Source organism: Pseudomonas sp. Gutcm_11s (assembly GCF_028649395.1).
Classification (GTDB): domain Bacteria; phylum Pseudomonadota; class Gammaproteobacteria; order Pseudomonadales; family Pseudomonadaceae; genus Aquipseudomonas.
The window spans coordinates 65,946-87,394 of record NZ_JAQSUW010000002.1 but is presented as its reverse complement, the minus strand read 5'-3'; the positions used below and the strand labels follow the sequence as shown (position 1 = coordinate 87,394).

21 protein-coding genes are annotated in these 21,449 nt (G+C 62.5%); 17 read left to right on the top strand and 4 right to left on the bottom strand.

Going from position 1 to position 21,449, the window contains the following annotated elements:
• Positions 1–15: 15 nt before the first annotated feature.
• Complete coding sequence (locus PTT45_RS00435) at positions 16–426, bottom strand: acyl-CoA thioesterase (protein WP_273810890.1); 411 nt, start codon at positions 424–426, stop codon at positions 16–18.
• A gap of 116 nt (positions 427–542) precedes the next feature.
• On the opposite strand from PTT45_RS00435, the gene PTT45_RS00430 reads away from it, so the two are divergent.
• Entirely contained in the window at positions 543–1,244 is a 702-nt protein-coding gene (locus PTT45_RS00430; RefSeq protein ID WP_273810889.1) for an MlaA family lipoprotein, read from the top strand.
• 50 nt (positions 1,245–1,294) lie between these two features.
• Here PTT45_RS00430 and PTT45_RS00425 read toward each other — a convergent pair whose 3' ends face one another.
• Positions 1,295–1,594 carry a PilZ domain-containing protein gene (locus PTT45_RS00425; RefSeq protein WP_273810888.1) on the bottom strand — a complete coding sequence of 100 codons (300 nt, stop codon included), beginning with the start codon at positions 1,592–1,594 and terminating at the stop codon, positions 1,295–1,297.
• 213 nt (positions 1,595–1,807) lie between these two features.
• Here PTT45_RS00425 and rssB point away from each other — a divergent pair, with 213 nt between their 5' ends.
• Positions 1,808–2,992 carry a two-component system response regulator RssB gene (gene rssB / locus PTT45_RS00420; RefSeq protein ID WP_273810887.1) on the top strand — a complete coding sequence of 395 codons (1,185 nt, stop codon included), beginning with the start codon at positions 1,808–1,810 and terminating at the stop codon, positions 2,990–2,992.
• A complete protein-coding gene (gene rssC / locus PTT45_RS00415) occupies positions 2,989–3,483 on the top strand; it encodes an anti-sigma factor antagonist RssC (RefSeq protein ID WP_043310650.1) in 495 nt (164 codons plus the stop codon). The genes rssB and rssC overlap by 4 nt, the downstream gene beginning before the upstream one ends.
• Before the next feature lie 66 nt (positions 3,484–3,549).
• Here the strand turns inward: rssC and tal are convergent, their stop codons facing one another.
• Positions 3,550–4,473, bottom strand: coding sequence for a transaldolase (gene tal, locus PTT45_RS00410; RefSeq protein ID WP_273810885.1), 924 nt, complete (start codon positions 4,471–4,473; stop codon positions 3,550–3,552).
• A gap of 75 nt (positions 4,474–4,548) precedes the next feature.
• Positions 4,549–5,559 carry a tRNA dihydrouridine(20/20a) synthase DusA gene (gene dusA / locus PTT45_RS00405; RefSeq protein WP_273810884.1) on the bottom strand — a complete coding sequence of 337 codons (1,011 nt, stop codon included), beginning with the start codon at positions 5,557–5,559 and terminating at the stop codon, positions 4,549–4,551.
• A 445-nt stretch (positions 5,560–6,004) separates the two neighbouring features.
• Here dusA and PTT45_RS00400 point away from each other — a divergent pair, with 445 nt between their 5' ends.
• The 14 genes from PTT45_RS00400 (at position 6,005) to PTT45_RS00335 (ending at position 21,424) form a co-directional block, all read left to right on the top strand.
• The gene (locus PTT45_RS00400; RefSeq protein WP_273810883.1) at positions 6,005–7,207 is read left to right on the top strand and encodes a lipopolysaccharide biosynthesis protein; all 1,203 of its coding nucleotides are present in this window, start codon (positions 6,005–6,007) and stop codon (positions 7,205–7,207) included.
• Positions 7,208–7,377: 170 nt separating this feature from the next.
• Positions 7,378–8,406 (top strand): GDP-mannose 4,6-dehydratase, encoded by a 1,029-nt coding sequence (locus PTT45_RS00395; RefSeq protein WP_273810882.1) that lies wholly within the window; start codon positions 7,378–7,380, stop codon positions 8,404–8,406.
• A 195-nt stretch (positions 8,407–8,601) separates the two neighbouring features.
• The gene (locus PTT45_RS00390) at positions 8,602–9,954 is read left to right on the top strand and encodes an exopolysaccharide biosynthesis polyprenyl glycosylphosphotransferase (RefSeq protein WP_273810881.1); all 1,353 of its coding nucleotides are present in this window, start codon (positions 8,602–8,604) and stop codon (positions 9,952–9,954) included.
• Positions 9,944–10,879, top strand: a complete 936-nt coding sequence (locus PTT45_RS00385) for a glycosyltransferase family 2 protein (protein ID WP_273810880.1) — start codon at positions 9,944–9,946, stop codon at positions 10,877–10,879. The genes PTT45_RS00390 and PTT45_RS00385 overlap by 11 nt, the downstream gene beginning before the upstream one ends.
• Entirely contained in the window at positions 10,876–11,706 is an 831-nt protein-coding gene (locus PTT45_RS00380; protein ID WP_273810879.1) for an NAD-dependent epimerase/dehydratase family protein, read from the top strand. The genes PTT45_RS00385 and PTT45_RS00380 overlap by 4 nt, the downstream gene beginning before the upstream one ends.
• Positions 11,703–12,662, top strand: a complete 960-nt coding sequence (locus PTT45_RS00375) for a glycosyltransferase family 2 protein (RefSeq protein WP_273810878.1) — start codon at positions 11,703–11,705, stop codon at positions 12,660–12,662. The genes PTT45_RS00380 and PTT45_RS00375 overlap by 4 nt, the downstream gene beginning before the upstream one ends.
• A complete protein-coding gene (locus PTT45_RS00370) occupies positions 12,652–14,112 on the top strand; it encodes an O-antigen ligase family protein (protein ID WP_273810877.1) in 1,461 nt (486 codons plus the stop codon). The genes PTT45_RS00375 and PTT45_RS00370 overlap by 11 nt, the downstream gene beginning before the upstream one ends.
• Entirely contained in the window at positions 14,109–15,365 is a 1,257-nt protein-coding gene (locus PTT45_RS00365; RefSeq protein WP_273810875.1) for a glycosyltransferase family 4 protein, read from the top strand. Before PTT45_RS00370 ends, PTT45_RS00365 begins: the two co-directional genes overlap by 4 nt.
• Complete coding sequence (locus PTT45_RS00360; protein ID WP_273810874.1) at positions 15,362–16,198, top strand: class I SAM-dependent methyltransferase; 837 nt, start codon at positions 15,362–15,364, stop codon at positions 16,196–16,198. Before PTT45_RS00365 ends, PTT45_RS00360 begins: the two co-directional genes overlap by 4 nt.
• Entirely contained in the window at positions 16,195–17,313 is a 1,119-nt protein-coding gene (locus PTT45_RS00355; RefSeq protein WP_273810873.1) for an acyltransferase family protein, read from the top strand. Before PTT45_RS00360 ends, PTT45_RS00355 begins: the two co-directional genes overlap by 4 nt.
• Before the next feature lie 10 nt (positions 17,314–17,323).
• Positions 17,324–17,941, top strand: coding sequence for a hypothetical protein (locus PTT45_RS00350; RefSeq protein WP_273810872.1), 618 nt, complete (start codon positions 17,324–17,326; stop codon positions 17,939–17,941).
• Between the two features lie 119 nt (positions 17,942–18,060).
• Positions 18,061–18,729, top strand: a complete 669-nt coding sequence (locus PTT45_RS00345) for a polysaccharide biosynthesis/export family protein (protein WP_273810870.1) — start codon at positions 18,061–18,063, stop codon at positions 18,727–18,729.
• Positions 18,729–19,907: a hypothetical protein gene (locus tag PTT45_RS00340; RefSeq protein WP_273810869.1), complete on the top strand. Its 1,179-nt coding sequence runs from the start codon at positions 18,729–18,731 to the stop codon at positions 19,905–19,907. Before PTT45_RS00345 ends, PTT45_RS00340 begins: the two co-directional genes overlap by 1 nt.
• The gene (locus tag PTT45_RS00335) at positions 19,904–21,424 is read left to right on the top strand and encodes a GumC family protein (protein ID WP_273810868.1); all 1,521 of its coding nucleotides are present in this window, start codon (positions 19,904–19,906) and stop codon (positions 21,422–21,424) included. Before PTT45_RS00340 ends, PTT45_RS00335 begins: the two co-directional genes overlap by 4 nt.
• The last annotated feature ends 25 nt before the right edge of the window (positions 21,425–21,449 follow it).

Genomic DNA, 21,449 nt, shown 5'->3' with positions numbered 1-21,449 from the left:
ACGATCCGGTGACGGTCAGTCGCAGCCCATGACCCGGCGTACGTCAGCCGGCACCGGGACTGAGAGGTTGCTGGCGTGATCGATCCACACCAGCTTGCAGTGGCCCTCGCCATAGCAGTTATGCGGGTCTTCCAGGGTGGTCAGGCGGTGCTCCACCACCAGGCTGCTGCGTCCGACGGCACCGGCGTAGAGCTCGATGACCACGGTGGCCGGGTGCACCACCGGTTTCAGGTAGGTGTGCAGGGTCTGCAGTACCACCGGGCCCTCGGGGGCGTGATCGATGTCGATACCTACGCTGGCGAACCAGGCGACGCGCGCCTCCTGGACGTACTCCAGGTAGATGGTGTTGTTGACGTGGCCGTAGTTGTCCATGTCGCCCCAGCGTACGGGGATGTGGGCGGTGTGGAGCAGGCGTTTTTCCGACATGCTGGAGTCCGCTATGCTGCTGTCATGGACGGCGGCGAGGTTTATACTGCGCGGCCTAGAGGGATTTCCGGCTGGCCGTGTGCCGCCACACTACTGATGCAATGGGGAGACTGTAAATGGGAATGATCGATGCGAGCTGGCTCGGTCGAATGAGCCGTTTGTGCGCCTGCGCCATGCTGGCCGTGCTGCCTCTGGCAGCGAGCGCTGCGGAGGAGGACCCGTGGGAGGGCCTCAATCGGCCGATCTTCAGCTTCAACGACACTCTCGATACCTACGCACTGAAGCCCGTTGCCAAGGGCTACCAGGCGGTCACCCCGCAATTCTTCGAAGATGGCGTGCACAACGTGTTCCGCAACATCGGCGACGTGACCAACCTGGCCAACAACCTGTTGCAGGGCAAGGTGCATGACGCCGGCGTCGACACCAGCCGCCTGATCTTCAACACCACCGTCGGCCTGCTGGGCTTCTTCGACGTGGCCAGCGAGATGGGCCTGCAGCGCAGCGACGAAGACTTCGGTCAGACCCTGGGCGCCTGGGGCGTGGGCAGCGGTCCGTACCTGGTGATCCCGCTCCTCGGTCCGAGCAGCCTGCGCGATGCCCCGGCCAAGATCCCGGACAGCTTCCTCGGCCCGTACCCGTACATCGACCACGTGCCGACCCGCAACGTGACCCGTGCGGTCAATGTCGTCGACACCCGCGCCAGCCTGCTGTCGGCGGAGAAGATGATCACCGGCGACAAGTACATCTTCATCCGCAACGCCTACCTGCAGAACCGCGAGTTCCGCGTGAAGGACGGCGAAGTCGTGGACGACTTCTGATTCGTCCAGCCGAAACAGCAGAAAGGCGGCCTAGGCCGCCTTTCTTGTTTTCAGCTCATCGACAGTATCGCCAGGCCTATCGAGGTCCGGCCGTTGTCCAGTGGCGTCACTCGCACCACTTCGGTCTGGGCTTCGAGCCCCTTGAGTTCGCTGTGGTCGGAAGGGATGTGTACTTTCACCTGATCGCCCATTGCCAGTTGGCAGTTGGCTTCCACGTGCATGCCAGTACTGGACAGGTCGAGGCACTGGGCCTGGATTTCCTTGCCGGCGTGGTGGAGGGTGACCGGGGTTTCCAGTCGCATGCGGATGAAATCACGTTTCTCGCTGTAGGCACGATCATTCTGGCTCATGGACCCTATCCTCTTGTTTTAAGGGCGCTCCCCAAGGGTTTATAACCCCCGCCGATTTCAGGTGTAAAGGCGCTGGGCGACAATCGGCAGGCTGCTTGAATCGCCTGGCGGATGGGAGTACCGTCTGCGCCTTGAATCGACCGGGTGTAGACGTTTCGTCTGCCTCCGGCGCCACGTTCAACTTCTTTCCGGCGTCGTTTGCCTGGATGGCCCATGCACAAAACCAGCGCCAAGCTGCTGCTTATCGATGATGACGAGGTAGTGCGAGCGAGCCTCGCCGCCTATCTAGACGACAGCGGTTTCCAGGTCTTGCAGGCCGGGAACGGTCTGCAGGGATTGGAGGTGTTCGAGCGTGAACAGCCCGACCTGATCATCTGCGATCTGCGCATGCCGCAGATCGACGGCCTCGAACTGATCCGCCGGATCAATGTGCTCAACAGCGAAGTCCCGGTCATCGTCGTCTCCGGCGCCGGAGTGATGAACGATGCGGTGGAAGCCCTGCGCCTGGGCGCCGCTGACTACCTGATCAAGCCCCTGGAAGACCTGGCCGTGCTGGAGCACTCGGTGCACCGCGCGCTGGATCGCTCGCACCTGCGCCTGGAGAACCAGCGCTATCGCGAAAAACTGGAAGCGGCCAACCGCGAGCTGCAGGCCAGTCTGCATCTGCTGCAGGAAGACCAGAACGCCGGGCGCCAGGTGCAGATGAACATGCTGCCGACCACGCCCTGGGAGGCGGATGGTCTGCAGTTCGCGCACCAGATCATCCCGTCGCTGTACCTGTCTGGCGACTTCGCCGACTACTTCCGTGTCGACGAGCATCGGGTGGCCTTCTATCTGGCCGACGTTTCCGGCCACGGCGCTTCCTCGGCCTTCGTCACCGTGCTGCTCAAGTTCATGACCACGCGCCTGCTCTACGAGTGGCGGCGCAATGGTGTGTTGCCCGAGTTCAAGCCCTCCGATGTGCTCGGCCATATCAACCGGGGCCTGATCAACTGCAAGCTGGGCAAGCATGTAACGATGCTGGGCGGCGTGATCGACCTGCAGAGCGGCCAGCTGACCTACAGCATTGGTGGCCATCTGCCGTTGCCGGTGCTGTTCAGCGAGGGCGAGGCCCGATACCTGGAGGGCCGCGGCCTGCCGGTCGGGCTGTTCGAAGAAGCCACTTACAACGATCTGGTCATGCAGTTGCCGCAGTCCTTCAGCCTCAGTCTGATGTCCGACGGCATTCTGGACCTTTTGCCCGGCGATACGCTCAAAGACAAAGAGGCCGCGCTGCCTAGGCTGGTTAGCGAGGCTGGTGGCACCCTCGACGGGTTGCGTCAGGTGTTCGGGCTGGCCAATCTCGGCGAGATGCCGGATGATATTGCCTTGCTGGTGTTGAGCAGGAACCTTGCATGAATCCTGGGAATAGCCCCGGTAGGATCCAGTTCGCCGAGCAGGACGGTACCTTCGTTCTGAAGTTCATCGGCGAAGTCCGCCTGACTTTGTGTTCGGCGCTGGATTCCACGATCGAAAAAATCTTCTCGGCGCTGAATTTCTCGGCGATCGTCATCGATCTGACGGAAACCCGTAGCATCGATAGCACTACCCTTGGCCTGCTGGCCAAGCTCTCCATCCTGTCCAGGCAGAAGATCGGCCTGTTGCCCACCGTGGTCACCACCCACGAGGACATCACCCGTCTGCTGCAGTCCATGGGCTTTGATCAGGTGTTCAACATCGTCGACCGGCCAATCCCGTGCCCGGAGTGTCTGAGCGACCTGCCATCGCAGGACCAGTCGGAAGAGGTGGTCAAGGCCAAGGTGCTGGAAGCTCACCGTATTCTCATGGGGCTCAATGAGTCCAACCGCGAGGCCTTCCACGACTTGGTGAGCGCGCTGGAGCGCAGCTGAGTTTCGAGCGGGCATGAAAAAGGGCGATATCCACTGTGGATATCGCCCTTTTTATTTGCTTGCCGATCAGCTGCGGTTGGCCAGCAGTGCTTCCAGTTTCTCCTGGTCGCGGGCGAACAGGCGGATGCCCTCGGCCAGTTTCTCGGTAGCCATGGCGTCTTCGTTCATGGCCCAGCGGAAGCCTTTCTCATCCAGTGCCTGGCGCGCTTCGCCGGCACCGGGAGTGAGGGTGCGTGGCAGCTCGCCTTGGTCGTCGGCCAGTTGCTGCAGCAGCTCGGGGCTGATGGTCAGGCGGTCACAGCCCGCCAGCTGTTCGATCTGGCCCGGATTACGGAAGCTCGCGCCCATCACCACGGTCGGGTAGCCGTTGGCCTTGTAGTACTGGTAGATGCGCGAGACGGATTTCACGCCCGGGTCCTCGGCGCCAACGAAGTCGCGGCCTTCGGCCTTCTTGTACCAGTCGTAGATGCGGCCGACGAAGGGCGAGATGAGGAACACGCCGGCGTCGGCGCACGCCGCGGCCTGAGCGAAGGAGAACAGCAGGGTCAGGTTGGTCTGGACGCCGGACTTCTCCAGCTGCTCGGCGGCGCGTATGCCTTCCCAGGTTGAGGCGATCTTGATCAGCACTCGCTCACGGCCGATGCCGGCCTGGTCGTACAGGCCGATGATGCGTTCGGCGCGGCGCAGGGTGGCCTGGGTGTCGAAGGACAGGCGGGCGTCCACCTCGGTGGAGATGCGCCCCGGAATCACCTTGAGGATCTCCTGGCCGACGGCCACGCCGAAGCGGTCGCAGGCCAGGCCGAGGTCACCGGCGCAGCCGGCCACTGCCTGGTCCAGTAGCTCGGCGTAGCGCGGTAGCGCGGCGGCCTTGAGTAGCAGCGAGGGGTTGGTGGTGGCGTCTACCGGTTTGAGCCGGCTGATGGCGTCGAGGTCTCCGGTATCGGCGACCACGGTGGTGAACTGCTTGAGTTGGTCCAGCTTGGAGGTCATGACGAGGCCCTGTCGTTACATGACCTCGACCTTACCCGAGCCGCACGGGGCGCTTCAACGTCTGGCGCGGGCTTTTCAGTGGCCGGCGAGCAGTTCGATGGCCTGGTCGAGCAGGGCCAGCGGGTCCTGGGTCTTGTGCACGTCTACCGAGAGCAGTTGGCGGAAGCGGCGGGCGCCAGGGAAGCCTTGGGCCAGACCCAGCACATGGCGGGTGATATGGTGCATCGCCCCGCCTTCGGCAAGATGCTGCTCGATATAGGGGCGCATGCGGGTCAGCGCCTCGGCTCGGCTGATCACCGGCTTGTCCAGGCCAAACAACTGCTGATCGACCTGCGCCAGCAGGTAGGGGTTGTGATAGGCCTCGCGGCCCAGCATCACGCCATCGAAGGTCTGCAGGTGGGCCTGGCATTCCTCGAGGGTCTTGATACCGCCATTGAGGATGATCTCCAGGTCCGGGAAGTCCTGCTTGAGCTGCGCCGCCACCTCATAGCGCAGCGGCGGAATCTCGCGGTTCTCCTTGGGCGACAGGCCCTCGAGGATGGCGATGCGTGCATGCACGGTGAAGCTGGTGCAGCCGGCTTCGCGTACGGTACCAACGAAGTCGCACAGCTCGGCGTAGCTGTCGCGGCCGTTGATGCCGATGCGGTGTTTGACCGTCACTGGAATCTTCACCGCGTCCTGCATGGCTTTGACGCAGTCTGCCACCAGCTGCGGGTGGCCCATCAGGCAGGCGCCGATCATGTTGTTCTGCACCCGGTCGCTGGGGCAGCCGACGTTCAGGTTGACCTCGTCGTAGCCATGCTCCTCGGCCAGGCGTGCGCAGGCGGCAAGATCGACAGGATTGCTACCGCCCAGCTGCAGGGCCAGCGGGTGCTCGCAGTCGTGGTAGCGCAGGAAGCGCTGGGTGTCGCCATGCAGCAGGGCGCCGGTGGTGACCATCTCGGTGTAGAGCAGTGCCTGGCTGGACAGCTGGCGCAGGAAGTAGCGGCAGTGACGATCCGTCCAGTCCATCATGGGGGCGACGGAGAAGCGGCGGCAGAGTGGCGGGCGCTGGGTGTCTGCGGTTGAAGCTGATTTTAGGGGCATGGCGGCGATCGGAAAGCAGAGGTGCAAGAGCGGACGGCAGGCTCGCCAGTGCGCGAAGGGCGGGATTCTATCAGGAAAGCTGCGGTGCAGGCCGGCGGGGCATGTGTTCAGGTGGGGGTAGAAGGGGCTTTGCAGGGCGGCGATGGTAGTCGAGTAACCTGAGAGCGGTCTGCGGAATTGGATCTGAGCTCGACTTGTGGTGCGAATGGACTTGAGAGCCAAGCGGTAGTGGATGGCGGGGCTGGTTTGGTGGCTATGTGCCTTCTATCCTGTGGGCGACTCTCTATTGGTTAGCCCATTTCAATGGTACAGAGGGCCAGTCGTTCTGCTGGCAGTCTTGGGTGAGGCGCAGCAGTTTCCGTTAGTTAGGTAGTCGTGCATAGGGGTGTTGGGGCGTATGGGGGCGAGATACCTGGCTTGGATGCGTGCGCATCTGGGGGGGGCGATGTTCGTGCTGTCAGGGCAGGCGGCACAAAGCATTTCAACTTTTCTGACTGGTTTGCTTATTGCTCGCTGGGGTGGGCAGGCGGAGCTTGGCTATTACGCTGTCGCATACTCGTTCTGCTTCCTGACTGTTTGTATAAGTGATGCCCTGCTGGCAACGCCCTATACCTACTTCTACTCAAGTGCTCCTGCGCGACGCAGCTCCATGCTTATGGCTGCCTACTGCGGGGTATTTGGCCTGTCGGTAGTCTTGGGGCTGAGTGTTCCTATTCTCTTTCTTTCCGGTGTGCAGAGTTTGGAGAGTGTTGTTATCTCCTTGCCATTTGCACTATTGGCTATTGCCTTCAGGGAAATGTTTAAGCGTCATTTACATGTCGCTAATAAATTGACGATGGCATTTTGCAATGATGTGCTTTCATCTGGCCTGCAAGTTGTTTTAGTCTTCGTTCTAGGTGTCACGGGGTATCTGTCTGCCGCCACAGCTTATGTAGCGATTACTGTTGCGATAGCTTTCTCTATCTTTCTGTTTTTCAGGCACTTAAGCATTGAATTCAGGGCTGGCTGGGGGCGGGAGACGCGGTATTGGTTGCGTCAGTACTTTCAGTACGGTCGCTGGTTGATTCTGGGTACGACATGCCATGTGGCTGGGGCGCAGCTCTACCCCTGGCTAGTTTTGGCTAAGGCTGGGGCTGCGGGAGCCGGGATTTTTGCGGCGTGTATGGCGCTGGCGAATTTGCTGAATCCGCTGCTGATCGGATTGACCAATTATTTTCGCCCGAGGTTCATGGAGCGCTATCAGGTGATGGCGCCCAAGGCTTTGTCGCGATACGTAGGGAAGGTGGCGCTGCTGTTCATGGGGCCTGCCTTGGTATTTGTGTCGCTCGTCTGGCTGCAAGGTGGCGCGTTGCTGGCGCTCTTCTATGGAGACGGATATCGGGCGGGGGAGGCCTCGCTTTTTTATCTGGCCTTAGGCGGGTTGTTCATTGCATTGGCAGCTCCCTTGCAGTTGGCGCTGTTGGCGGCTCGAATACCCGTCACAAACCTGCTCTATCATGCGACTTCGTTGTTGCTGATAGTGCTTGCTAGCTTTTTGTCGTGGAATTTCCTGTCTTCAAATGGGCTTTCACACATATACGCTGGCGTGAATTTTGCTGGTCTGCTGATGCTGGTTTGTTTTTTCTGGGTGCGTGTAGCTAACCGTTGATGTCGCGCACTGCTTTAAATAATAACGATAAAAAAATGGCGTCAATTTTAACTGCTCTAGTGGGCGAAAGTTAAAAGCGCTGAGGTGCGACTCAACTAAAGCTCCATTTTTGATAATGGGTATCACGCTCGGCTTTCCGTGTTCGGAAAGTTGCCGGGGAGGGACTTTGCATGCGCAAGATCGTAATTACGGGTGGTGCCGGTTTCGCCGGGTCACATATCGTTGATGAGGCTTGTCTGAAGTACCCGGATGCCCGTGTGGTCATCCTGGACAAGATGACCTATGCGGGGGATGTCAGAAACATTTCCCACCATGTGTTCTCCAACCGTGCTCAGTTGCTGGTCGGTGACGTGGCGGATCTGGAGCTGTGTCGCCGGGTGGTGAAAGATGCCAGCCTAGTGATCCATGCGGCAGCGGAGAGCCACGTGGACAATTCCTTCGGCAACTCTCTGGAGTTCACCCGCACCAACGTTCTGGGCACTCATGCACTGATGGAGGCCTGCCGCCAGGAGCGAGTGCCCAAAGTGGTGCATGTCAGCACTGACGAAGTCTATGGCGAGGTCATGCATGGCGCGGCGGCCGAAGACGATGTGCTGCGGCCCACCAACCCCTACTCCTCCTCCAAGGCTGCGGCCGAGATGATTCTGCGGGGCTACATACAGTCCTACCACGAGCCCATCGTGATCATCCGGGCAAACAACCTCTATGGCATCCGCCAGTTCCCCGAGAAGATCATTCCGCGCTTCATCTGCCACCTGCTGACCGGCCGGCGCCTGCCGCTGCATGGCAATGGCAGCAATCGTCGGCACTACCTCAGCACGCGAGACTTCGCGCGCGCGGTGCTGTTCGTCGCCGAGCAGGGTGAGATCGGCCAGACCTACAACATCGGTACCAGCGAGGAGTACACCAACCTGCAGATGGCCGAGATGCTGTGCGGCCATTTCGGCCGAGGCCTCGACGAGGTGGTGGAGTTCGTGCCGGATCGTCCTTTCAACGATGCCCGTTACTCCATCTCATGGGACAAGCTGCAGAACATGGGCTGGAAGCCCCAGCACAGCCTCAAGGATGACCTAGGCATGCTGGTGGATTGGTACGCCTCGAATCTGGATCGCTACCCCGAGCTGTTCGGCACTCCTGGAGAGCTGATGCTGCCGGCACTGGGTGCGCTGGTGGCTGCCCGCGAAGTCGCGCAGGTCTGAACCAGTGATGGTCGCGCCGTCTCGATCAGAGCGGCGCCCCGTGAACGACAGATTCCGAGAGAGACCATGGGTTCGAGCGAGGCGATGGGGGCCGTTCGGCGTGCGCTGAGGCTGCGTGTCGAGAATGTGGCGCAAGAAGGGAAGACTGCTAGCCGCCGTTTCGATGCGGCAGCGCTGGCGCGCGTGGAGCTTTTGTTGCTGCGCCTGGTGCATGGCGTCGCCAGTTTCCTCGCGGTGCTGACGCTGCTGCTGCTGGTAGGTGGCGAGCCCGCAGGGCTGCGCGATGAGCTGCGCTTGTGGGCCGTGTTCCTAGTTCTGTTCGGCATGTCGATGCCGGTACGTACCTACAAGGGGCTGGGCCAGCCCGGAGCAGACTTGGCTCTGAAACTCACCAGCGCGCTGCTCAACGCCGTTATTGCGGTCGCTGCACTGCAGTGCCTGCTGCTGCTGGCCGGGCACCCGCTATTGTCGATCCATCTTCTTGTGGCGCTGCTGTTGCTGGTGCTGGTGTTCTCCCTCGGCGGGCGGCTCCTGCTGGAGCGCCTGGCGCGCCACTGGAACTACAGCACCCGGCTGGTGATAGTCGGCGCCGGAGAACAGGGCATAGCCATCGCGCGTCACATGGCGCTGCATGAGCCGGATATCGAGGTAGTGGGCTTCATTGAGGACCGCCAGTCGCGTATCGATCCGGCTAGCCTGCCGGTGCCGCTGCTGGCCAATACCTCGCAACTGGGCAGCCTGCCTCGTGACATAGATGGTGTGGTAATCGCCCTGCCCAACAGTGCCGGAGTTCGCGTCAACGAACTGGCCGCATTGCTACGGACCCAGTTGGGCAGCGTCTACCTGGCGCCCGAGGTGCCAGTGTTGCGGCATGCCTTCGCCAACTGGCCCAAGCAGGGGCCGCACCGCATGATGCTGCTGGGTATGAATCGGTTGCCGGTAGAGGGGCGGCTGCTCAAGCGTCTGTTCGATATCGGTTTCTCCGCCACGGCACTACTTGCCTTCCTCCCACTGGGCTTGCTGATCGCCCTCGCTATCCGTCTGGAGTCCCCTGGTCCGGTGTTGTTCCGCCAGCAGCGCTACGGCCTGCGCAACCAGCTGTTTGGCATCTACAAGTTCCGTAGCATGACTCACGATCCGGATGGTGCGAGCAAGGAAATCCGTCTCACCGAGCGTGGCGATAGTCGCGTTACCCGGGTGGGCGAGTTCCTCCGGCGCACCAGCCTCGATGAGTTTCCCCAGTTCATTAACGTGCTGCTGGGGCATATGTCGGTGGTCGGGCCACGACCACACCCACCGGGCGTGAAAGCCGGCGACCGTACCTACGAGGCAGTGGTGCAGGATTTCGTCGAACGCTACAAGGTGCGCCCCGGCATTACGGGTTGGGCCCAGGTCAATGGCCTGCGTGGCAACACCTTCACCGAGGAGCACCTGACCGAGCGTTTCTCCTATGACATCCAATACATCCAGAACTGGTCCATCGAGCTGGACCTGTGGATCGTGCTGAAGACCGTGCTGGGCGGCTTTGGAGGCAAGAATGCGTTCTGATGTCGTGGCACGCAGCAGCGTGGTGATCCTCACGCTCAACGCTGAGCGCTACCTGCCGGGTCTCTTTGCCGCTTTTGCGGCGTTACCCGAGGCACCGCGCCGGGTGCTGTTCATCGACTCGGAATCGAGCGACACCAGCGCCGAACTCATCCGGGCTGCCGGCTTCGAGCTACATGCCATTCGCCGCAGCGAGTTCGGCCACGGCAGCACCCGCAACCTTGGGTTGTCCCTGTGTGCCGACAGCGAGTTCGTGGTGTTTCTCACTCAGGACGCCTGCCCGCAGGGCGCCGATTGGCTAAAACAACTGCTGGAGCCTTTCGACGATCCACAGGTGGCGCTGGTCTATGGCCGCCAGCTGCCCCGGCCAGGATCGAAACTCGCCGAGCGCTTCGCCAGGGAGTTCAATTACCCGGCCGTGGCGGATCGAACCGGTATGGCTGATCTGGCATCGCGTGGCATCAAGGCCGTGTTCTGCTCCAACTCCTTCTCTGCTTATCGGCGTCAGGCGCTACAGGCGGCCGGAGGCTTCCCCGAAGCGTTGCCCATGGGTGAGGACATGGCCGCGGCCCTGCGCCTGCTCCAGCGCGGCGGCGTGCGCGTCTATCAGCCCTTGGCGCTGGCGGTGCATAGCCATGCCTACAGCTTGGCGCAGGAGCTGCGGCGTTATTTCGATATCGGCACCCTGATGGCCATGGACGATGAGTTGAGTCGGGTGCGTCTGGCGTCCTCGGGCGAAGGCATGCGTTTCCTACGCGGCGAGCTGTCGGCGGCGCTTAGCCCGTTGCAGCCACTGGCTGTGATCGGTGTGCTGACGCGTACCTTCTGCAAATACCTGGGCTTCGCTCTGGGGCAGCGCTATCGGTTGCTGCCGCTGAGCTGGCGGCAGCGCCTGAGCATGCATGCCTACTTCTGGAGCCAGCCATGACGGTGGCAGTGGTAGGGCAGGGCAGCTTCATCGGCCGGGCGCTGAAGGCGCGCCCGGAAGCAGCCGGCTGGCGCTTCGTCGGCTGGCGCCAGGCGCTGCTGGAGGATGACTGGCTGGAGGGTGTGGATTGCCTGATCAACTGCGCCTTCAACGACTCCCTCAAGCGCGAGCCCTACAGCGCCTCTCGTGACATCGACCTGCAGCTGGGTGAGCGCTTGCTGAGCCGCCCCGAGGTGCGCTACCTGATGCTCAGTTCGCGCATGGTCTATGGTCCGGCCCGGGCTGGAGGGCGCTTGCACGAAGCCCTGCCGACGCAACCAGTCAATCCTTACGGGATGGCCAAGCTGCACAGCGAGGAAGCGCTGGCGGCCTTGCTCGGGGATCGCCTCACTGTGCTGCGGCTGAGCAACGTCTGTGGCTACGAGCTGGAGGAGGGGCGACGCAGCTTCTTCGCCATGGCGTCGCGTAGCCTGGTCGGGGATGCGCGGATCGTGCTGGACATGAGCCCCTTCGTCGAACGCGACTTCCTGCCGGTCGAGATCCTGGCGTCCTGGCTCCCTCAGATTGTGTCGCGACTGAGGCCGGGGTTGTACAACCTCGGCGCCGGTCACGGCACGGCCACCGGGCGAATCGCCCAATGGCTTATCGAGGGCCACGGTTCTGGCCAATTGCTGGTAAGCGATTTGCGCGAGCATGACGGTTTCTGGCTGGACATGCAGCGGAGCCATGAGGCCTTTGGGGTTGCTGGGCTGGGCGAGGATTTCCTGCGGGCATACTGCCGGGCGCTGGGTGCGCGCCTGCGCGAAGAGGGAGGGGCGGCGACATGAGCGCGACGCTGACGGTATCCATCGTTAACTACAAGACTCCGGCGCTGGTGGTGGAGTGCATCGACTCTCTCAAACAGTTCGCACCCACCAATGTGGCTTTGCAGATCGCGGTGGTGGACAACGATTCCGGAGATGGCAGCCTGACGCTCATCGGCGCCGCGCACCCGGACGTACGTCTAGTCGATGCTGGAGCCAACCTGGGCTTCGCCGCAGGTAACAACCTGGTACTGCGTGACTGCCGCAGCGACTACGTGCTGCTGCTGAACAGCGATGCACTGGTCGAGGCCGGCACCCTGGACCGCATGATCCGGGCGCTGGACCAGAACCCGCAGGTAGGGGCCGTCAGTGGTCGGGTGGTGAACGCCTCGGATGGTGCCGACCAGGACTATCCCTGCCGCTTCCCGACGCCGCTTGAGATGGTCCGCCGTGCCCTGCGCGGTCCGCAGTTTCCGGCCGAGGGCCAGGAGGCCCCCGTGGTTCTGGAACGCCTGCATGGCGCCTGCATGATGATCCGCGGTTCGTTGCTGATCAGCGTTGGTGTGCTGGATGAAGGCTTCTTCATGTACGACGAGGACGTGGATTGGTGCACTCGTGCCGGCAACGCCGGCTGGTCCCTGTGGCTGCTGCCCGATGCTCGGGTGCTGCACCATGGCGGACGCTCCTCGGGCAGGGCACCCAGCGGCCAGCGGGCTCGTCCGGAGCTGAGTGCCACTGCCCTGCGCATGCGCTATGAGCTGCGTCGCAGCCGCTATCGCCTGTACCGCAAGCACCGAGCACTGTGGGAGCTGTGCCTGCTCAAGCTGTTTACCGACCTGGTGATGATGCTGGGCAGCGCCAGGGCAGCCCTGCTGTATCTGGCACCGGAGCGCCGAGAAGGCGCGTTGGCCCTGCTGCGCTCCAACCTGCGGGTGATGGGTATGAATCCTTTTGCCGAGGAGGCCGGGCGTGGCGTCTGAGGCCTGGCTCACCGAACACGGCAGCATCGCTCGCCGTGGGGTGGTGTTGGCATTCCCGCTGGGCTTCGCCCTGGCGCTGCTCACGACGCTCTATCCACTGCCAGGCATGGCCTTGGGGTTGGGGCTGGGTGGAGCGCTGCTGCTGAGTCGGCATCCGGGGCTGGTGCTGGTTCCCTTCGTGATCAGCCTGGCCATCCCGATTCAGAAAGCTCTGGGTGGGATCCCGGTCAACGCCGCCGATGGTCTGCTGGTGATCTGGTGCCTGCTCTGGCCTTTCATGCTGATGCGCGAAGAGGGGCCGCGACTGGAGCGCTGGCGCGCACCCATTCTGGTGCGCGCGATCACTCCATTTCTGATTGCCATTTGCCTGGCTCAGGTGGGTTCGATCGCCCAGGGCAACAGCCTCAAGCAGCTGCTGCGTATCGTCGAATGGTTCATGGTGCTGCCGCTGCTGATGCTGGTGTTCCGCCCCGATCCGCGCTTCTGGCTTTTTGTCGCGCTGACCCTGCTGCTGGTGCCTTGCCTGTTCGCCGTGGACGGGCTTTACGAGCTGGCCAGCAATGGCACCCGTATCACCGGTATGCTGGGTATTCCAGTGCCCATTCCCGAGGGTGACCTGGCGCAGATCCGCCATACATTCGACATCTCCGGGCGGGCGGGCAGTGCCTTCGGTGGTGCACAAGGCCTGGCTATGTACCTGGTGATGTGCATGAGCGTGGCCATCGCCCACCTGTTCCTGTCACCTCGTCCCTGGTTGCGACTGCTGGCGGGGCTGTGCCTGCTGGTGTGCCTGGCCGGCCTGGCCGCGACCAAGTCCAGGGGCGGCTTGCTGGGGGCGTTGACCCTGGTGCTGGTCATGCAGCTGGTACTGCGCCCAGGATTGCTGCGCTGGCTGGTGTTGGCAGGGCTGTTCGGTGCGCTGGGCCTGCTGGCGGTGCTGGCGCTATCCCCCACCTGGGACGGTACCCTTGCCGGCCTCGTGCCGGGGCGACCCGAAGCGGTGCTGGATCGCCTGATCATCTGGGGCGTGGTGTTCGATGTGTTCAAGGACAACCCGCTGCTGGGCGTCGGGCTGGGCAATTTCCGTGACGAGTTCTTTGCCCGCAGCGTGACCCTGAATGTGGAACTGGGCTACGCCTCCCTGCATGCCCACAACACCTACCTGGAAATACTCGCGGGCACGGGCCTGCTGGGCCTGCTGGGATATGTGGCGTTTCTCGTGATCGTGGCTCGCGCACTGGCCCGGCGCTGGCGCGAGCGCCTGAAGGATGACGCAGCCCCTTTCACCCTGGCGGCGATCGGTACGCTGGCGGCCTACATGGTGTTCGCCTCGGTGGACATGCTCCTGCTGCAGAACATGCACTTCCTGCTGGTGGTGCTGCTTGGTCTGGGGCTGAGCGACAGTCGCGCCGAGGCAGTCGGTCTGGCACGGCTGGAGGAGGCCCGATGAGGATACTCCTGCTGGTGGAGACCCTGACCATAGGTGGTTTGCCCAACTACGTGCTAGAGCTGGCTCGTGCTTGCGCCGAGCGCGGTCACAGCGTCGCGCTGGCCCATGGTGGTGGAGTGGTACCGGAGTTCCTCGACTGCCGTGGAGTGACCCTGCTGCCCCTGACCAAGGCCGGGCTGACCCAGCTCGGTGCGGCCGAGGAAGCACTGGCGGCTCTGCAAGTCTGGCGTCCGGACCTGCTGCATCTGCACCTGTGCAGTGACCTGCCGCTGCTGCGCTTGTTGCCGCGCCTAGGTGTGCCGCTGCTGCGCTCCTTCCACGATTACACCTCCATGTGCCTGCGGCGCGGCCGCCGGCGTTTCCCGGGCGACCGTTGCCAGAAGCCCCTGGGCTGGAGCTGCGCCCTGCAAGGTTGCCTGGTTGGCCCGTCCCGGAGCGGAGGACGCCTGCCTGCGCTGCAGGACCTGCCGGGCAAACTGGAAGAGCGCGCTGCCTATCAGGCTTTCTCGGCCTCGGTGGTGGGCAGTCGGCACATGAGTCGTGTGCTGTTGCTGAACGGCTTCACCGAACAGCGGGTGAGGGTGGTGCCTTATTTCAGCCGCTTCGATCAGCAGGCCCTGGGCGTGTTGCCCATGGGCGATGACAAGCATGACGGAGTGCCGGGGCGTGATCGGCCCCTGCATCTGCTGTTCACCGGCCAGGCGGTCAAGGGCAAGGGTCTTGAAGTACTGGTGCGCGCCCTGGCTGGTGTGCAGGGCGACTGGCGACTGGTATCCGTGTCGTCCGGTCCGCGCCTGCCGGCTGCACGTGCACTGGCTCAAAGGCTGGGCATCGCCGAGCGCATTGAGTTCATCGAGTGGCTGACCCAGGAGCGTCTGGCCGGCTATTACCGTCGCGCCGACCTCTTCGTGCTGCCCTCGGTCTGGGACGATCCGGGCCCACTGGTCGGGATCGAGGCCATGGCCTTCGAGACGCCAGTGCTGGCCTTTCCGGTGGGCGGCATTCCCGACTATGTGCTGGATGGGCGCACCGGCTTTCTCACCAGGAGCGTCAGCGCCGCCTCCCTGACCGAGACATTGCAGCGTGCCATGGACGAGGCTTCCAGCCTGGTAGAACTGGGGCGCGAGGCCCGCTCACTGGTCGCGCGCAATCATACCCGCAGCCGCCACCTGGACACATTGCTCGACCTATACAAGAACCTGATCTCGGTGGAACTGTCCCCGGGGCTGAAGATGGAGGAGCTGTTCCCATGATGATCCGCTGGGCAAGAAAGCTGGCCCCCTCGCTCGCCACGCTGAGTTACAACCCGATTCTCAAGCATGTGCTGTCGCTGGGTGACGTCATGCCAGGGCTGCTCTTCCAGGAATTCCGCAACCTGCCGCCGAACTACATGCGCGTACGCATCGGTGCCGGCTCGAAGCTGTTCCACAACCAGATCGTCTACCTGACGGCCGCGCGTAACTTCTGGTACTACATGATGGAGAAGGGCTTTGTCGGCCTGGACTCGCACATCGTCGACATCGGCGTTGGCTGCGGTCGCTACGCCCATCACATGCGCGACTACGACTTCAAGGGAGAGCGCTTCACCGGTCACTACACCGGCATCGATATCGACGACGAGATGCTCGCCTGGTGTCGCGATCATTTCGACGCAGAGCGCTTCAACTTCATCAAGTCCACCCACAGCAGCGCTACCTATCGCAACGAGGCTGGGCGCAAGGCCTTCTACTCGATCCCCCTGGACGACGCGAGCGCCGATCTGGTGTTCTCTACCTCCCTCTACACCCACCTGCTGGAGGAGGAGCTGCACAACTACTGCGCAGAGTCCTTCCGCATCCTGCGGCCGGGCAGTTGCATGGCCATGTACGTGTTCTGCCTGGACTTCCCGCCGCCTACCTTCATGACCCGCCATACCTTCGCCCATCGCATCGGCGCTGCCGCCGTGGAGTCGCTGGCCAACCCCGAGGCGGCGGTCGCCTACGAGTCGAGTTACCTGATCGACCTGTGCAAGCGTATCGGTTTCAGCGAGGTCTCCATCAAAACGGTCAAGGGCGAATCCCAGCCCTTGCTGCTGGCCCGTCGATGACCACCCTGCTGCGGAGTGTCAGTGACCTCTACGGGCGTGCCCTGTCTCCGGCAGTGGTGCACCGTGGGGAGCTGCTCAGCGTCCAGCGTCTGCGTGGGCTTGCAGTGTTCATGGTGCTGATCGTTCACGCGCTGGACGTGGCCCACAAGTTGCCTGGCTGGGAGCAGGCCGGGCGCTTGTACATCGACCGTCTGGGCTATTCGGCGCCGGACATGTTCTTCGTGATCAGCGGCTTCATCATGTCCTATATCACCTTTACCACGCGCTTCGAGCCGCGGCGCTGGCTGATCAGCCGTTTCTTCAGGATATTCCCGCTGTACATGTTCTTTACCGGCCTGCTGGTGATGCTCTGGCTGTACAACCCGAGCATGACCATGGGCTCGGGAGAGCATGACTGGGGATCGGTCACGCAGTCCTTGTTGATGTTGCCGCAGGAGCGCTTGCCGCTGCTGTTCGTGGGCTGGACGGTAGAGCACGAGTTGGTGTTCTACGCCACGGTGTTCCTGGTAGCCCGCTTCCTCGGTTCCCGCTGGCTACTGGCGGTGATGCTCGGGCTCTCGGCTCTGGCGCTTGGCAAGTGGTGCCTGCAGGCATGGGGTGGTGTGAGCTTCTGGGACTTCCATGTGCTGTCGCTGTACATGCTGCAGTTCACCATGGGGGCGCTGGTCTATCGCCACTGGGAGTGGCTGCGCCGCTTCGGTCAGTGGCGCCCGCTGGCTCTCGCCGCCGTTCTGGTTGTGCTGGGCATGCTGTTCGCCGAGTCCGGCGAGATCAACCAGGAAAACCCCATACGGGTGCTGGCTTTTGGTGGCGCATACAGCCTCTTGCTGCTGACGCTGCTGAACCGCGAGAAAGTGCAGCGTGAGGCAGGGCGTCAGTGGACCCAGCGCGACATCATGGTTCGCATGGGCGATGCGTCCTACTCCATCTACCTGACCCATCCCTTTGTGCTGGGGGTGTTCGGCACGCTGTACCTCTATCTGATGCCCTCGGCCAGTACGGCCTGGATGCTGGTGGTCGCCTCCTTCCTGGCGACCCTGGCTGTGGGCATGGCAGCCCATGTGCTGCTGGAGAAACCCATCATCGAAATCGGCAAACGCCTGAGCAAGGCCTGAAGGGAACACCATGAACGCTGTCAATCCTCAACCCCTGCCGCTGCCCGCCGAGGACCGTCGCCTGGCGCAGCCGATGCAGGAGCTCATGGCCCGGGTCCTGCGGGAGGCTCGTGAGCGCCAGTTCAATCAGTTGATGTTCGTTGGCGTCGCCCGCCGGGTCGGCGCCAGCTTCATTACCCAGCAGGCCGCCGAAGAGCTGGCGGCGGCCTTCGGTCAGGTGCTGGTGGTGGAGGTGTCCGAACAGGCGCCGGCAGGCGAGGGGCTGGAGGGCGACCTCGATCGTCTGTGCAGCCCCGGACGCTCGGTGGCCCGGGTTGGCCTCTCTCTGGCGGATGCCCTGCGCCTGTTCGGTATCGGCAACGCGGACACCGAAGCCTTGTTCGAGCGCCTCAACCAACGCTTCGCCCTGGTGCTATGGGATATGCCTCCGCCTACCCAGTCGCCGGTGGCGATGGTGGCTGCCAAGTGCATGAGCGGTGTGGTGCTGGTGGCCCAGGCCAATCGCACGCGTCGCCAGGTTGCGCAATATGCGGCACGGCGTCTGCAGGAGAGTGGCGGGGAGCTGCTCGGCCTGGTGCTCAATCGCAGCCTCAACTTCATTCCCGACTGGCTGTACCGCTGGTTGTGAAGCGATCAATCATTCTTGCGAAGGGACTATCCGTTATGGCGGTACTGGGGGGAGGCAGGGTTTTCCTGCTGCTGGCAGCTTTGCTGGCTGGGGGATGTACATCCATCGAAGTCGAAAACATGCCGGGCGCCGATGGGTTGGCACTGGTCGGCCAGGACGGCTTGGTGCCGGACCAGCAGTACTACATCCGCCCTGGGGATGACCTGGATATCAAGTTCTTTTACACCCAGGAGCTGAATGACACGGCCGTGGTGCGCCCCGACGGCTACATTTCATTGCAGCTGGTCGATGATGTGAAAGTGGCCGGCCTGACGCCGCAGCAGGTGGATGACCTGCTGACGGAGAAATACGCCAAGCACCTGAAGGATCCGGCGATCTCGGTGATCGTGCGCTCCTTCAAGGGCTTCCGCGCCTACGTGGGCGGCGAAGTGGCCGTGCCCCAGGTGGTTTCCCTGGAGAGCGGCATGTCGGTGATGCAGGCGATCTACAGGGTGGGTGGAACGCTGCCGACGGCCAACATGGAGTCCATCGTGCTGATCCGCAAGGGCAGCCAGGGCGAGCCTATCCCCTACCACTTGGACCTGAGCGACGAGGCTATCGCCGCCGGTCGTCCGGATCTGCAGGTCGCCCTTACACCGTCGGACATCGTCTACATACCGCGGTCGCCAATTGCCAACGCCAACAAGTGGGTACAGCAGTACATCACCGATCTGGTGCTGTTCAAGGGCGTGCAGCTGGGCTTCGGCGTCAACTACATCATCGATCGGGATGGCGACGGAGACAACTGATGAACACGACGGACCGCCTTGCACCGTATGGTGTGGTCCGGCATTGGATACTGCTGCTGTGCCTGCTGCTGGCGCTCCCGCATGTCCAAGCCGAACCACTTTCCATCGGCATCAATGCCATGTGGGGACCGGGTGACGAGCCGACTCTGCGCAAGCGTTTCCAGAAGGCGCGCGCCTTGGGCGTGACCCAGGTGCGGCTGGATTGGGAGTGGCGCCGTGTGGAGGCGACTCGCGGCAAGTACAACTGGCGCAGCATGGATACCCTGGTGCGGGTTGCGCATGAGGAAGGGATCGAGCTGCTACCTATCGTCCACTACGCGCCGAACTGGGCATTGCGCCCGGAGAGCAAGCCGACCGATGTCTACGAGATGGCTCCCAAGGAAGAGGCCTTTGCCGACTATGCACGCTTCCTCAAAGCCTGCATCGAGCGTTATGGCCCGGGCGGCAAGGCCAAAGTGCCTTTCACACCGATCCTCTACTGGCAGGTGTGGAACGAACCGAACATCAAGAATTTCTGGGGGCCGGAGCCGGATGCGGCTGCCTTCACCCGCCTGATGCGCCTGGTGCAGCGGGAGACCCGTGCGCTGCGGCCCGCGGCCAAGCTGGTGCATGCGGGGCTATCCAAGTCGGATCTGATCTTCTTCTGGCAGTTGTGGGAGGCCGATCCGCACTATGGCGATACCTTCGACATCATGGCGGTGCATCCCTACCTGTTCGACTGGTGGGATGGTGTGCGTGAGCCCGACGAGATGGATGACGACGATTCTGAGTACGCCGCCCTTGGCGTGGTGGGCAGTCACAACGATCCGGGGTATCTGGGCAAGGTCTTCAACCTGCAGCTGATGATGACGCTCAAGGGGTATCCGGGTAAGCCGATCTGGATCACCGAGATGGGCTACTTCGTGGCCGACAACCGTCTCGGTGTCACCGACGCGGAGCAAGCCAGACGCTTGCGCGATACGGTGGATTTCGTCGAGCTTCGTCTCACCGACAAGCCCTTCGGCCAGGGCAATCAGGGCGAGCTTGCCGCCAACGTACAGCGTCTTTACTGGTTCTCGCTCGAGGACTACCCATCCCCGGATGGTCTTGGGACCTTCGGGGTGTTCCGTTCCAATGGCACCCAGCGTCCCGCTGCGGAGGCCCTGCGCAATGAAGTCAACCAGGTGAGTGCGCCATGAATCTCCGCGATATCCTCAACGTCCTCTTCAAGCGCCGCCTGGTGATTGGCTGCTTCTTCCTCGCTGCTGTGATCGGTGGTTACGCCGGTCTCAAGCTGGTGTCTCCGACCTACGAGTCAACCGCGCGCCTGCTGGTGCGTATCGGCCAGGAAGACATCTATATGCCGGTGCTGGCCTCCAGCCAGTTCCGTACACCGATGATGTCGGTGGTGCGGGAGGAGCAGCTGCACTCCGAGTCGGGCATCCTCACCAGCGTCGACCTGGCGCAGAAGGTGGTGCAGGAGCTGACGCCGCAGGCACTGTTCCCAGGTATTGACGTCAACCACCCCTGGTATACCCCCAAGGGCTGGGTGCAGATGGCAAAAAGCGCATACAACGGGTTGGAGAATTATTTCTTCCCGCTCTCGGCCGATCGCACTGTGGAGGGGCAGGCGGTTACCCGCTTCGTCAAGGATCTCAGTGCCGAGGCGGTGAAGAGCTCGAACATCATCGAGGTGACACTGCGCAGCAAAGTCCCCGAGGCAGCCGCCAACGGAGTCAATGCCCTGGTTAAACAGTACCTGGGCGAACGTGTACGCATCTACCAGCGAGAGCAGGCGGGTTTCTTCACCGATCAGCTGGCGCTGCTGGACAGCCAGTTGGCGGATACCGAGAAGGCCGTGGACCGCTTCCGAGGCGACCAGCAGATCGTCGATGTCGATAAACAGCGCAGCCAGCAAATGGAGCGGCTGGGCGATGTGCGCAAACAGATCGATGTACTCAAGGTTTCGGTGAGCCAGGCCGAGCGACAGAACCAGGTGCTGCGTGACCAGCTGACGTCCGTACCTGCTACTACCCAGTTATCGGGCGCCGAGTCGGCCAACAACTTCTCCATCAGTGAGATGAACAAGCAATTGGCGGACCTGCAGCGGCAGGAAGCCGATATCGTCCAGCGCTTCTCGGTCGACGACCCGCGTTTGCGCTCTGTGCGCGAGGAAATTGGCGTGGTGCAGAGGTTGCTGAAGGAGCAGGAAGGGCAGCGCTATTCATCTTCGCAGAAGGGTATCAACCCCCTCTATGCACGCCTGCGTGACGATCTGCTCAAGAGCGATTCGCAGCTGGCCGGCCTGCGCCAGGCCCTGGACAACTGGTTGGCTCTGGAGCGCGAAGCACTGGATCGGCTCAATGTGCTGAATGCGCAGGAGGCGGAATACAAGCGCCTGGTGCAGCAGTTGGATGTGCTGCGCGACACTCGCAAGCTCTACCTGGAAAAGACTGAGGAGACTCGCTTCCTCTCTGCCCAGGCGGCCGCCAAGATAGGCAACGTCTCGGTAGTGAACTGGGGGGCGATCAACAATCGCCCGGTGAGCCCCAAGCTTTGGCTGGTGTTGCTGGGTGTATTGGTGGTGGGACTGTTCGGCGGGATTGGGCTGGCATTTGTGGTGGAGTTTCTGGATGACAGTCTCAAATCAGACGCCGACGTGATGCGCTATCTCAAATTGCCGGTAATTGCCAAGGTGCCTGAACTGGCTCGCTGATCTTGCTGTCTGCTGGAGCCTGCTG